Annotated in this window: 16 protein-coding genes; all 16 read right to left on the reverse strand. The window is 36.3% G+C overall.

Annotation, left to right across the window (positions count from 1 at the left end; genetic code table 11):
- Nucleotides 1–20 precede the first annotated feature (20 nt).
- Complete coding sequence (locus tag BOD01S_RS22830) at nt 21–161, reverse strand: hypothetical protein (RefSeq protein WP_156117044.1); 141 nt, start codon at nt 159–161, stop codon at nt 21–23.
- 25 nt (nt 162–186) lie between these two features.
- Complete coding sequence (locus tag BOD01S_RS03715) at nt 187–549, reverse strand: Imm3 family immunity protein (protein WP_036155935.1); 363 nt, start codon at nt 547–549, stop codon at nt 187–189.
- A gap of 193 nt (nt 550–742) precedes the next feature.
- Nucleotides 743–1384 carry a hypothetical protein gene (locus BOD01S_RS03720; protein WP_036155933.1) on the reverse strand — a complete coding sequence of 214 codons (642 nt, stop codon included), beginning with the start codon at nt 1382–1384 and terminating at the stop codon, nt 743–745.
- A gap of 49 nt (nt 1385–1433) precedes the next feature.
- A complete protein-coding gene (locus BOD01S_RS03725; RefSeq protein ID WP_036155931.1) occupies nt 1434–1775 on the reverse strand; it encodes a hypothetical protein in 342 nt (113 codons plus the stop codon).
- A gap of 333 nt (nt 1776–2108) precedes the next feature.
- A complete protein-coding gene (locus BOD01S_RS03730; protein ID WP_036155929.1) occupies nt 2109–2555 on the reverse strand; it encodes a hypothetical protein in 447 nt (148 codons plus the stop codon).
- 180 nt (nt 2556–2735) lie between these two features.
- Nucleotides 2736–3272 carry a SecY-interacting protein Syd gene (locus BOD01S_RS03735; RefSeq protein WP_036155927.1) on the reverse strand — a complete coding sequence of 179 codons (537 nt, stop codon included), beginning with the start codon at nt 3270–3272 and terminating at the stop codon, nt 2736–2738.
- 268 nt (nt 3273–3540) lie between these two features.
- Nucleotides 3541–4044: an Imm6 family immunity protein gene (locus BOD01S_RS03740; RefSeq protein ID WP_052124899.1), complete on the reverse strand. Its 504-nt coding sequence runs from the start codon at nt 4042–4044 to the stop codon at nt 3541–3543.
- A gap of 286 nt (nt 4045–4330) precedes the next feature.
- The gene (locus BOD01S_RS23185) at nt 4331–4540 is read right to left on the reverse strand and encodes a hypothetical protein (RefSeq protein ID WP_052124898.1); all 210 of its coding nucleotides are present in this window, start codon (nt 4538–4540) and stop codon (nt 4331–4333) included.
- A 335-nt stretch (nt 4541–4875) separates the two neighbouring features.
- A complete protein-coding gene (locus BOD01S_RS03750) occupies nt 4876–5277 on the reverse strand; it encodes a hypothetical protein (protein WP_036155924.1) in 402 nt (133 codons plus the stop codon).
- 4 nt (nt 5278–5281) lie between these two features.
- On the reverse strand, nt 5282–6337 hold the full coding sequence (locus BOD01S_RS23505) for a hypothetical protein (RefSeq protein WP_198948689.1): 1056 nt from the start codon (nt 6335–6337) through the stop codon (nt 5282–5284).
- A 1012-nt stretch (nt 6338–7349) separates the two neighbouring features.
- Nucleotides 7350–7817 carry a DUF2004 domain-containing protein gene (locus BOD01S_RS03760; protein WP_036155922.1) on the reverse strand — a complete coding sequence of 156 codons (468 nt, stop codon included), beginning with the start codon at nt 7815–7817 and terminating at the stop codon, nt 7350–7352.
- A gap of 113 nt (nt 7818–7930) precedes the next feature.
- On the reverse strand, nt 7931–8275 hold the full coding sequence (locus BOD01S_RS03765; protein ID WP_036155920.1) for a hypothetical protein: 345 nt from the start codon (nt 8273–8275) through the stop codon (nt 7931–7933).
- A gap of 525 nt (nt 8276–8800) precedes the next feature.
- A complete protein-coding gene (locus tag BOD01S_RS03770; protein ID WP_036155918.1) occupies nt 8801–9172 on the reverse strand; it encodes an Imm3 family immunity protein in 372 nt (123 codons plus the stop codon).
- Nucleotides 9173–9368: 196 nt separating this feature from the next.
- The gene (locus BOD01S_RS03775) at nt 9369–9773 is read right to left on the reverse strand and encodes a hypothetical protein (RefSeq protein ID WP_036155916.1); all 405 of its coding nucleotides are present in this window, start codon (nt 9771–9773) and stop codon (nt 9369–9371) included.
- Nucleotides 9774–9793: 20 nt separating this feature from the next.
- A complete protein-coding gene (locus BOD01S_RS22440) occupies nt 9794–11941 on the reverse strand; it encodes a T7SS effector LXG polymorphic toxin (protein WP_156117043.1) in 2148 nt (715 codons plus the stop codon).
- 140 nt (nt 11942–12081) lie between these two features.
- Nucleotides 12082–12387, reverse strand: a complete 306-nt coding sequence (locus tag BOD01S_RS03785; RefSeq protein WP_036155914.1) for a DUF5344 family protein — start codon at nt 12385–12387, stop codon at nt 12082–12084.
- Nucleotides 12388–12527 lie beyond the last annotated feature (140 nt).

Consider the following 12527-nt stretch of genomic DNA (forward strand, 5'->3'; position numbering starts at 1 on the left):
TTCCTATTAAAAAATGTTTCTTATCTATTTACTCTTTCATTATCGGTACTCATACTTCTTCCTTCATACCATCCGGAAGCTCTTAAAATTTCCAAAGCTTTATACTCTGTTTCATTTCTCTTTGATAAAGTTTCGGCAGTTTCTCTTTTCTTCATAATCATTCCTTTCCTTCTCACTCCAATTCTTTTATTGCCGTTCTGCTGAAGGGTTATAATCTACTTCTACTTTTTTCAGTCCTTCTATTACTTTAGTGATCCTTCTTGATAAGTCCTTTATCTCCTCTTCTGTTAATTCCCCTTCTGCTTCCTGGGGATTAAACATGCTTAATCTCCTTGTGATGCCTTCGATGCACCCGATAAAAACTTTTTCATGCGTTATTGCAATTTCACCGATAGCGGTATCAGTAATGACATCCTCTATCTTCCCTAACCTATCAAACTCATCCGCCAGCCTTGCTATAGCGTACCTATATCCTCTGCCTGTCTCTAAAAACTCTTCATATGTTTCCTGAATTACATCAAATAATTCGTTATACTCCCAATCTTTCATAGGTCTCTCCTTATATATATAAATGATACTTTCTAATAACTATAAAATAATAAATAAATGCCCTAATATCCAAGCAGTGAATAAAGATTAGTAAAATAGGCTGTGTAAATATACGAAGTCATTACTCTTCAAATTTTGCTCTCTATCTTTAGGGCATTTTATTTTCCGGGAAATTCAGTTGAGCAGATATTGTTTAGTTGCTATTTAGTTTATTGATCAGCTTTATGACGTCCTTGCCAGTACTTGGAGTAATGTACACCTGCTTTGTATTTTGGGTAATTTCTTTATAGAACGTTTCACCTGCAGGATAATTCCCGTCCCACCGTAAAGGAACATTGTATACATTAATTGTGCCATCACCATTCCCGCTGTAAGTTATTGAACCATCCACTAAGCGGGAGCCTGATAGCTGGATTACATCTTCCGGATAGCTGCCGCTAGTAGTATCACTCGGATTAAGTGGTGTACCCGCTGGAATATGGTGCACAATTAGTTCATCTATATCCTGGTTCGGTCCAAGCTGCAACCAAATGCGGGCGTACTCGATTTCCTGAGAGGAATATGTAGATAATGAATTCTCTCCCTTTTCCGTTGTTTCTTCGAAAGGATTTGAAATAGAATCCTTTGCATCAGGAGAGTCATTATTAGAACTTGATTCTGTCGATTCGGATGGAGAATCCGCCCCATCTATCTCCTTTTCCGTTTGAGAAGCAGATTCCTCTCCTGCCTTTTCAACTGTTGGAGACCCCTTGGCATCATCCTTACATCCAACCAGCAATAGAACAAGCAATAATAAAGCAACATTACAATAAAATATCTTTATTAGTTTCTTCATTTATACGTCCCCTTCTTAATTAATAGCCTATTATTAATTTTAAAAAGTATCATGTATACCATTCTTCATCAGTATATTTCTCTGTCAAATCCATACTAACTGGATCATTTTCAGTGCAAAAGTGCAGGATTTCGCCAATTAATAATTCTACCTCATCTTGATTTACTTCAAAGCCGATGTGTTCATTCCAGTCCCTATTGACTGTCACATTAAAGTTATTATACTCCTCCATATTATCCAAAAGTTCACGTATAATCATTGGGAAAGCTATATTGCAGCCTTTATAATTGACCCAAACAGCAATATTCCCGCTAGCTAGCCTGCTAGCTTTAAAAGCATACTCTCCATAACTATACCAGACAGTCTGTTCGTTTCTTTTTTCTATCCGCATAATGAATTACCCCCATACATTATCATCCCCGGATTACTTCTCTTACCGAGATATAACCACTTCCTTGCGTACCATACCTTTCAAATAATTAATCAAGGCAGACTGAGTGCTTTCTATATTATGAATATTATCAAAACCTTGCTGCAGTTTCCTAATTACTGTTCTCCCGACACTTGCGAGGAGGTCTTCAGAAATTCCATCCCACTGGACAGCTGGAGCATTTAAACAAGAAAAAAGCCTGCCAGAGATTATTCTGTGACAGACCTGCTTTACCCAGTTTCATGAAATACATTATTATCCCATCAAGATGATATCCGGTACCCAAACTTTTATTTATCCACGTTCGTTAATTAATTTCATGCCTTCTATAAAGCTTTGTAATGTTTCCTTATTCTTTAGAGCATTATTACTTAAATATAACAAAACATCGAATTCTTCAGGGTCTGCATCATAATATATGATGCCAGGATCAATAAACGGTTCATAGACAATCCTGCAAATTTCCTGCTCCTCAATTGTTACACGAAAACACCTTTTTGATGCAGCAATATACTCATTCGTACATATTAAATTATCCGGGTTAGCTAAATAGGAAATCCCTTTATAAAAAAAATATAACTTATCATCCTTTACATAAATACCAACTACTTCGCCATTTTCGCTTACCCCTCCTACTCCATTCCTTTCTTTATTTTTTTCCATACCTTCAACGATTGTATAATGATTATTGCCAATTAAAATAAATGATCCTAATTCCGAGTAATTTCGTAACCTTATCATCTCGTATCCTTCTTTCTGAGCTTGTTCCCAACAAAACGCTTACGTATGCTTTAATCCTTACAAGATATTCAACACATCATCTTTTTTCATAGGGCTTTTAATGATTAATCCATCCTTGATGATTCCAGCCCCTCTTTTTATTGCTTTTTCAAATAATCTTTATCCTATTTACTTATTTTTTTACATTTGTTCCTTAAAACCTAATCCCTGGATAAGTTGATCTAAACTCTTCGATAACGGCTTATACTCATTTAATTCGAAATCCTCAATAAAAATTTCACCTGTATTATTGTCTAAAACTATTAACATTCCATTTGATTCAAAACCGATTGGAATATACTTTAAGATATCATGTTGAGATTCTACATAATCTTTTAAGATTGAAATAAAATAATCCGGTTCAACTCCTGGGATAACAGGGTGCAAATTAATATGGTATGAAGAAAAATATCCGGTTAATTCTAAAAACCAGCATGAATTAAAATATTGTTTTATTGAATTGTGCAATTGAACATTACATTGACTTTCAACTTCATCGAAATTAAATAATTCCCTTTTCTCTTTGGGTTTCCAGAAAACATACCCATATTCATCTTCTTTACTTTCATACATAAATTCATCCACTTCTTCATTAAAAGAAATTTGGGGTAAAGAATTATTATATTCTCTCCATTTATCCAGAAGCTTCCCGAAATAGATATTGAATGCTTGCTTCATTTTCTGACTCATTCCTTATCTTTGATATGCTTAATATCTTTTTAGAATTACTGTCATATCAGAGCTCGTCATTTTTAGCCCTTCACAACTTCTGTCTGCAGAATCTCTTTTAGTTTAAAGAATTCAATCGCAACACAAATATAGTAAATAAATTATAGTCCAGCTCTGAACAAATCAGCTATGTATTCACCATTCAAGCTTAGATTTTATTGTTTTGGGATGTTTTTGAGATCTTTATATTGCGACAAGTATTACATTAAAATTTATCTCATAACAACCCTTTTAAAAAGTGCATAATATCATCTTTGTTTAGCAGCGTTGTAGGATCCTTTAAATAATTAATGAACGCTTTAGCTACTGCCGTGTTTATTGATTTTATTTCGTAAAAGCTCTCTAGAAACTGCTGCAATATGCTTTCATCTACATTTTCAATCGGGGCAGGTAAATACTCTTCCTTATCAAATTGATAAGCTCTCCAATTAGTAAAAGATACTGCATCTACAATGCAATCCCAAACGAATTCTTTTAAAGAGTCATTCTCCTCTTGCATTTGCATAAAAAGCCCTGTAAATTCCGTCCCATCGTCTAACAGGGAGTATATTTCATCTCCTGAATACCGCTTATTTTCTAGCCATTCCCAACAGATTGCCATTGCTTTCGTTATCTCCTTATATGCTGGAGAGGAAATTAACAAATCAACAACTGTTTCACTTAACCCTAACAAAAACGCAACTTGTTTATCTAATTCTAATTGTTCAAATGTATCTAACATACTATCCCTCATTTACTCAACTAATTTTCCACTTCTCAAAATAATAATAAAAAATTAGGATAGATTAAAAGGCATGAGCACATTAAATACTGAACTCATGCCTAAAAAAATAATTATACTTAACATTTCGATTGTTACACAATTGGTTGCGTGTTTCTTACTATCCCAAAAACGACAGTCAGTGCCTTGATTTCCTGGTATTCAATACCCGTTTTCAACGTAAGGTGTTTTAAAATTGGCTCATTTATTTAGGTCAGTGCATATAGCCAGTCAAGGTAATAAACTCTCAAAGAATTATTCTGTTTTCGACCTTATAATTATCGCTTAATTTGTTTACATTGGATTTGGCGTTTTCGCTAACTAAACGTAGAAAATGCTCTCTATCTTGTTCCTGTGCAAAACCTTTAAATTCAAAATTCACTTCGTTATCCTCGAATAAGTTATCATATATTCCTTGAATTTCATCTAGCGCTTTAACAATCAATGGCTCATTCATAAGTTCTACGTTTTTTGTTACGGCAACAACATCATTAGCATTATACTTTACACCACTATTGACCGCCCACTATAACTATCGGGGCATCCATGTTTACAGTTGCAAATATTTTAAAATAACGTGAAAAAAGAAGATACAAAAACAGGTCAATCATGGTGTCACCTGACCATAATCAACCTGTCTTTTACAATATTCAAGCGTCTCTGTGTGTACAACGAATTGATGAAATCTTTATACGGGTATCATATGGCTTAACTGTGTTATTGGTTTAATGTTAGGTTAATTCGGCACTAGCCCACCGTTTAACCAGCGAAAATAGATTACATATCAAAAACTCACAAGGTATATCTTTCATAAAAATCGTCATTTTTATATGATTGTTCTATCATATAAAATAAGTCTACATCAATTTCATCAGACCAAATATCGAATCCAATATATGGAGACTCCGTATAATTTATTTCGATATTATAATCATCAATGACAAACTTACGTCTCTTACCATTTTTAATTAATGAAATCAATAAATTTTTGTTAATTGACAACTGCTTACCTTCAAAATAAATTTGCGGACCTGTCTTTGTTGGGTAAATCGCAAAAAAACTTTGATCATCCTTAAAATACAACCCTGTAAATCCTGGGATTTTTTTGTACTTTGCAAATATTTTCTTTCCAGTTGAAAGATCTAATTCACAGTACTCGGCTTCATCATATTTTTTCAATTCTATTACATTCATTTTTTCACTGCTCCTTTAACCATTTTTCAAAACCCGAAAGCAATTTGTCCACATCAGGATTTGGTCTAGAGGCAGACTGTATAATTTGAGCGTCTGTTTTTCCGTTTGCCTTTAAATACTCGTAGGTAGGCCCCAGTGGATCTCCGTATCTCCCTTTGTTTACTTCGTAAATGTATTCCCTTAAACGTTCTGGGGTAACATTTTTATACTGTACACCAATATCTCTTCTAGCTTGATTCATTATTTGTGCGATTTCTGCTTCGGATCTTCCTTGCTTTAATAGTTCCTCAGCTTTCTGAGCCAAGCCTGCTACTTCTTTTTCATATGCCTGTCTAAGTGGATGGGTCTTTACCCCATTAGCTGTTTCTTTTAAAATTTGTTGGATTTGCTCTTCGGTAAATCTACCAACTTTAACCGTACCCTTATTCCGTTCCCCCCCACCATCTTTATTCCCAACAGCCTGCATCACCGTGTCCTTCGTGGCTTCTATTCCTTCCCGCACGGTCATGTTCGTTGTGGGACCAAGAGGAACAGGGGCTAATCCAAAGTTAGGTAAAGGCATATCAAGCAGCTGTTCTTTCTTCGCCTTCAATGCCGCCTGCGTCTTCGCAATCGGCGTCTTCACCACGTCCTCATACGTTTTAGCAGCTGCTGCCTTGATGCTGGCTGGATCAAGAGCATTCTTAGCTTTGGTAATAACTGCTGAATTCTTCGCAGCCTCAATAGTCTTATTGATCGCTTCTTTACTGAAGTTGCTTTTCCAGAAATCCGCTGCCTGCTGGGCTTTTTGCTGAACCGTGGCGTAGACATTTGTCTTGAGGGTTTCCTTCAGCTTATCGGTCTTCATGGCATTGTACGGAAGCGCGTTATCTGCCTTGGAAGCGGCATTGCCGAGTTTCCCTGCCTTACCGAGCTTATCGAGTCCCTTCACTCCGATAACCGAGACGATTCCATAGGAGAAGAATTCAGCGCGGCTGCGTGCATCGCCGTTCACAACATCGCGTTCCCATGCCGCCTCGACCGCCCCCCACATCTGTTTTGCGGTATCGATCGGGTTCATGATTGCTGTCGCAATCCCGCTATGTATTGATTAGGCGCAAGGAATCATGCTTCACAAGATAAAGGTTGTCAGAGAATAATCTCTGACAGCCTTTCTTCTCTCAGTCACAAAGTAAGGCGCCTACCTAGACCAGAAGTATTTATTTTAAATAGTATATATAAGTCCGCTTTACTCTTCCAGCACCACGCATCTAAACAAACACTTTTTAGCAAACAATAATCGCTTAATTAGGATGTCAAGATATTATTGGAAGATTTTATACTGCCAAAACGGCTATTCATTGGTTTTGACATACAACTTAAACAAAAATAAGCGACAAAGTTTTCTATATGACACTTAGTTTACGTTATGTCGTATATGGATTTATCTATTTTTTTAATATATAACTGCTAAAGAAACACGGTAGTAAAAAGAAGTTGTGTCTATTTTTATAACAAAATAAGCAGAGATGCCGTTCCCTGTATATCGGAAGTTTTCTTATGAGATATATGATATATAGGTCCATATCTCCCTATGACTCTAGACAATCATATACTTTATAAACACAATCCGAAATCTATAAATCAATGTACAATATAAATACGCTTTTTCGTTACCAATCACTTTAATACCGCGAGCTTTGTCATTCTAGGGAGTTTGTTAGCTATTCCCTCACATAACAACCTTGCCATGTAAAACATTAAAAACGCAAAAAAGCACTCGTTGCCTTTAGTTGACAATCAAGTGCTTCAAGTTCATATATTTTTAAGTAGCATAAATTTATAAGTTTTATAGTAACAGTATGACACCTTTTATATGTTGTGACACCTTTTATATGTTGTGACAACTATTACATTAAAACTGACGGGTTTTTACGAGTTCATCATTTTAATATATATTCCACGTGTTTATATTTATCGCCCAGTAAAATGTCATCTCACCTATGCTCGTACTTCTTTTACTATTCTATCATTGCCTACAGTACTCCATGATGGTACAACCATCATGACTCTTTACTTTTTCACATCCTATTTTAAATAGCCACATCCTGGTAACCTACTTCAGCTACTCGTTCGTTTAATAGACGAATCCCTAGTCCATTTTCTATGTCCCATGTACAATCAAAGGTTATCCCAATATCTCGCTCTTCATAAATATCACCATATGGAACAATAATTCCAACTAAATTTATCATCTCAAGTAATTGATCAGTTGATTCAATTTGCGGATAATTTTCATTAACTTCAATATCATATCCTAGTTCTTGACGCTCTTGTTTGTAATAGTCTAATATTGCTGGTAAAAAACCTTGCTGTAACTGTTCCCAATTTTGCATTAGTGATTTATAAGCAATATATTGTTCTTCATCAAACTTTCCGTCTTCTTCACCTTTAACCATCAATGCTATTTCAGCTTCTTTTCCACAAAATTCTATGGTGGTGTACCTAACCCATCCATAACTATATTCAAGCTCACCAAAAACCGCATCATTTATTATCATTTTCAGATACTCCTTTTTATTTATTGGCAAACCCAAGTGCTGTTTTTGTTTGTGTTGTTCAATATACAACAACCAATAATTTATAGCTTCCTATATGAAAGCTTTTCTAATTATTACCCATCTATATTGTTCCTGATATTGTCTAAGTACATTTCAATTTCTTGCTCGTACTGTGGATTCTTCTCAATATACCTTTCTCCTGCTATACTCAGGATTATTGACTCATTCCCAAATTCAATTTCAATATCATCAAATTTTTCTTTATAAAGAGACTTATCATATTTATCTAGGTCACTCCAAAAAGTAAATCCACCAAAATCTATTCCAAAACCAATCTTATTACTCAAACATCTTGCAGCGTCTTTAAATGCCCCGACAAAATAATATGCATTAATTAAATTTTCCACTAGTGAGTGTTCCAGGCTAATTAAATCATTGGCATCTAATACTTTATCCATTCATCTTCCTCCTATGGTGTTGGTGGCCTTTGTAATAGCTTCTGAATTCTTCACTGCCTCAATCGTCTTATTAATCGCTTCTCTAGTAAATCTATTTTATGAGGACTACTAGCTCATCTATTTAAGTATGTTAGAACATCTTGAATTGGTCTAGCATTGTTTAATTTAAATATATTACCTACCTTCCCCATCCATTATGATGGTGAAATAAGACTCTTCATTTAAACTGTCAAGACCTGAGAGGTTGGTAAGATATCCGCAGTTGCCTTGGCAGCCTTTCAAAATATTGTTGATTACATTCCTAACAACTTGGAGCTCTATTCTATAAAATAATTATATAACAGGGGAATTTTAATGAAAAAAATCCTGCTAGGGATTATTCTTCAGCAAGCTTACTTTCCTCACTTTATGAAACATCTCCCTTCATAACATCAATTTAGATGGGAGGCCTACGCTATAAAGGTTACAGATGCTCAATCTCTATTTTTTATCAAGAACAGATTTAGCACTAAGTTATATTCATCATTAATAATTATCAGTGCTAGGATCATAATCTAGCACTATTTCATTAATTCTATTACTAACATTATTTATTCTTTTCAAGAGATCCTTTATTTCTTCAGTTGACAATTCCTCTTCTAAATATTCTATGTTTATGTTTCCAAGCTCTTTTTTAATAGCATCAACTGCCCCTACAAAAACTTTAGAATGTTTTAATATAATTTCTCCCATAGCTATGTGAACTAATAAATTTTCTGTTCCACCTTCATTGCATACAGTTTCAAATTCATAAAACGTTCTTGCAACAGCATATTTATATCCTTTTTTCTCATTCAATAAGTTCCCATACATCTCGTTAACACTCTCAAGCAATTCGTTGTATTTCCAATCCTCCATATATTATATCCTCCTTTTTAAATCTAGGGATTTATCCTGTTTCCGTTATTATGCTACTATGAGTTATATCCTAAAGTCATATTATTTTTATCATCACAAAAAACCTTGAGAGGCATCTGGCCAATCAAGGTTCAAGTACTTGATAATGTTTATAAATGACTTCAATTGTAATACCTAAATAATTACTATGGTTTAACTATGGCTTCAAACTAAGAATATATTCGATTCTTGATTTAGCGCCAAAGCTTGATTTAATAACTTTATAATCTCCATTTTCCATTAATTGTATACATTTATTTATATCTTGTGATAACAATTCTATATCTTTTTCATTAGCCTCATTTTTAAATCCATCACCATTAATATAAAATTCTAAATTTTCGTATATAAAATCTGGTATTTCCTTAAGTTTAAAACACTCAATTGCAACACAAATATAATATGCAGTCCTTGTAAAAGTATTATAATTTAAATCTCTCCAATCTTCTTCAAATACTTTTGCTGCAGATTGTGGTGCTGTAAATCCATCCTCTTCAATATATTCTTCAAAACTGTATACAACAGAATCTTTGATAATTTCATAATCAACATTATTATTCATAGCACATTCCCCCTTAATCCTTATGGAATTACTGTATCATTTGTAAAGACATTCAACTTTATATTAGGATATTTTTCTCTAAACTCTAATATAACATTTGTACAACTTTGACAAGTATTTAACTCTGAGAAAAGATTAATCTCACCTTTAATATTTGGGTCTTTTATTTTTGAAGCTATGTCTTCAAGAATCTTTACCTCTGTATCATTATATCTTGGAAATTCATCTATCACATAATTTTTGAAAATACGATTACTTTCTGCTGTTGCATATGAAAAATCCATAACATCAGCCCCTAAACTATCACTAGAATGAATTTGACTATGAGCATTGAATTCTTTTTTTACACCCAATATATTCACATCTGCTGTTGCAACATTACCATTATTAAGTAGTGTATTTATTTTTCTATCTATTTTTTTCCTTTGTGTGTTAGATAAATTTATATATTCATCTGTATTTTTAAATGCTGCTATCGACTCAGAGAGTTTTAATCTCACAACCTGAGATCTATCTTTTAAAACTTTTCCACTAAGATTAACCGTATCCTTATCCCGTTTCCCCCCACCATCTTGCTTCCCAACGGCCTGCATCACCGTGTCCTTCGTGGCTTCTATTCCTTCCCGCACGGTCATGTTCGTTGTGGGACCAAGAGGAACAGGGGCTAATCCAAAGTTAGGTAAAGGCATGTCAAGCAGTTGTTCCTTCTTTGCCTTCTTTGCCTTCAATGCCGCCTGCGTCTTGGCAATCGGTGTCTTCACCACGTCATCATACGTTTTAGCAGCGGCCGCCTTGATATTGGCTGGATCAAGGGTATTCTTAGCTTTTGTAATAATCGCTGAATTTTTCACGGCCTCGATGGTCTTATTGATCGCTTCTTTACTGAAGTTGCTTTTCCAAAAATCCGCTGCCTGCTGGGCTTTTTGCTGAACCGTGGCGTAGACATTTGTCTTGAGGGTTTCCTTCAGCTTGTCGGTCTTCATCGCATTGTACGGAAGGGTATTATCGGCCTTGGACGCGGCATTGCCGAGTTTCCCTGCCTTACCGAGCTTATCGAGTCCCTTCACTCCGATAACCGAGACGATTCCATAGGAGAAGAATTCAGCGCGGCTGCGGGCATCTCCGTTCACAACATCGCGTTCCCATGCCGCCTCGACCGCCCCCCACATCTGTTTTGCGGTATCGATCGGGTTCATGATCGCTGTCGCAAGACCGCCAAAGAAGCCGACAGGATCTGTGAACAGGTTTTTTAATAGGTCGAACAAGCCTGTAAAAATATCCGCGATTGCTTTGGCAACCCCTTCAGCAATTCCTACAAGCACATCTCCTACAACCTTATACCACGCCTTATCTTCCTTCACATCTGTTTCGACGGGACGTTCGCATGCGAGCATCTCCTGCGAGTCAATTCCGTTCTCTACACCCATGGCAGACAGGCTCATCGCAATCGCACTGTTACCCGTGATGCTCGACCACTTATCGGTCGGGAAGTTGACATCCGTCAGTCCTTCTTGGAAGAGACCTTCGATGTTTTGTACCCACTCCTTCATCGACTGGATACTTGATTCAATCGGTACGAGCTGCGTTGTTTGGGTACTGTCAAATGTATGAAGTGCCTCTACCGTGTCATCCCGCTTTGTCTTGGCATCTGCAACACTTTCCTGAACAAGCGTATCGTCAAGCTTCGGCAGGCCGACGATATCCGAGACTTCATCCATGATGGCATTCGCCTCGTCTGTCAGGGCTGCGGTAATCGTGGCGCTTTCTGTGAGTCCTTCTTCGACCTTCGTCTCCAGGAATTCCTCTACAATATGACCGGCATCGACCGGCTCCAGTGAGACAAGTGCCTGCTGAGCCTGCTGGAGGACTGTATTGAATTCCTCTTTAAATGACAGGAAATATTGAAGGAAAGGGAGATGGCAGGATGTATAGAAGTCACGAATTGCCTGGCCGCCTTCTCCTTTTAGCGCTTCTTCCATAGCTGTAAGTTTCTCCACCGCCTTCTGGATTGCGGTGATTTCTTTCTCCAGCCGGTTCATCCTGTTAATATTACGGATCAATCCATCATGCAGAAGATCGACATCCAATACTTTCATTATATCACCCACTTTAATTTGATTAGAAACATTTCTAAACCAAAGTGCTAAAATGCCGAGTAGTTCCGACAAGCACTGGGACTGCAAAGCTGTCTCCTGAGGGAATTCCCCTCAGGCTTGATGTAAGTGGTCTGTCCTATTAACCCTCAATTCTGCCTGCTGAAAAAAACAGTCAAGCTCCATAAGGAAGCCTGACAGATGACTGCAAAAGATTAAGAGTATGTTACATACGGCTTATTCAACACTGCTCCGTTAATGGCAGCAGATATTTTCTCATCCTGCTCTTTCATATATTGAACAGAATTTTTCGATGTCTGGACATTGTTGAGCAGCAGCGTTTGATAGGTCGTCAAAAGGTTCTCAAGCTCTTTTGCTACACTATTTAATTTTGTTGCTACCTCTAATACGTTGCCTGTAATCTCTGGCTCCGCCTTCGGATTTAATGCATTGGCTTCTGTTTCCATTACACCTAGCTGCTCTTCTGCTTCTGCATAAATCATTTTGATTTCAGTTGTCATGCAATCATCTCCTCTTTACTCCTTTGATTTTAGATAAGTGCCGGATAGGAAATCATCAACTAGAAAAAATTAATACCTTTTCAGCTATAAGCCCTTCCTCAGACCGAAGAAGGGCTTATGCTAAAGTAAAAAGCTGGCTG

It is taken from the genome of Lysinibacillus odysseyi 34hs-1 = NBRC 100172, from assembly GCF_001591965.1.
GTDB lineage: Bacteria > Bacillota > Bacilli > Bacillales_A > Planococcaceae > Lysinibacillus_B > Lysinibacillus_B odysseyi.

Bases quoted from the DNA above. Each gene is read 5' to 3' on its own strand.
- BOD01S_RS22830 (WP_156117044.1), bottom strand. From the start codon at position 161: ATGATTATGAAGAAAAGAGAAACTGCCGAAACTTTATCAAAGAGAAAT.
- BOD01S_RS03715 (WP_036155935.1), bottom strand. From the start codon at position 549: ATGAAAGATTGGGAGTATAACGAATTATTTGATGTAATTCAGGAAACA.
- BOD01S_RS03720 (WP_036155933.1), bottom strand. From the start codon at position 1,384: ATGAAGAAACTAATAAAGATATTTTATTGTAATGTTGCTTTATTATTG.
- BOD01S_RS03725 (WP_036155931.1), bottom strand. From the start codon at position 1,775: ATGCGGATAGAAAAAAGAAACGAACAGACTGTCTGGTATAGTTATGGA.
- BOD01S_RS03730 (WP_036155929.1), bottom strand. From the start codon at position 2,555: ATGATAAGGTTACGAAATTACTCGGAATTAGGATCATTTATTTTAATT.
- BOD01S_RS03735 (WP_036155927.1), bottom strand. From the start codon at position 3,272: ATGAAGCAAGCATTCAATATCTATTTCGGGAAGCTTCTGGATAAATGG.
- BOD01S_RS03740 (WP_052124899.1), bottom strand. From the start codon at position 4,044: ATGTTAGATACATTTGAACAATTAGAATTAGATAAACAAGTTGCGTTT.
- BOD01S_RS23185 (WP_052124898.1), bottom strand. From the start codon at position 4,540: ATGAATGAGCCATTGATTGTTAAAGCGCTAGATGAAATTCAAGGAATA.
- BOD01S_RS03750 (WP_036155924.1), bottom strand. From the start codon at position 5,277: ATGAATGTAATAGAATTGAAAAAATATGATGAAGCCGAGTACTGTGAA.
- BOD01S_RS23505 (WP_198948689.1), bottom strand. From the start codon at position 6,337: ATGAACCCGATCGATACCGCAAAACAGATGTGGGGGGCGGTCGAGGCG.
- BOD01S_RS03760 (WP_036155922.1), bottom strand. From the start codon at position 7,817: ATGATAATAAATGATGCGGTTTTTGGTGAGCTTGAATATAGTTATGGA.
- BOD01S_RS03765 (WP_036155920.1), bottom strand. From the start codon at position 8,275: ATGGATAAAGTATTAGATGCCAATGATTTAATTAGCCTGGAACACTCA.
- BOD01S_RS03770 (WP_036155918.1), bottom strand. From the start codon at position 9,172: ATGGAGGATTGGAAATACAACGAATTGCTTGAGAGTGTTAACGAGATG.
- BOD01S_RS03775 (WP_036155916.1), bottom strand. From the start codon at position 9,773: ATGAATAATAATGTTGATTATGAAATTATCAAAGATTCTGTTGTATAC.
- BOD01S_RS03785 (WP_036155914.1), bottom strand. From the start codon at position 12,387: ATGACAACTGAAATCAAAATGATTTATGCAGAAGCAGAAGAGCAGCTA.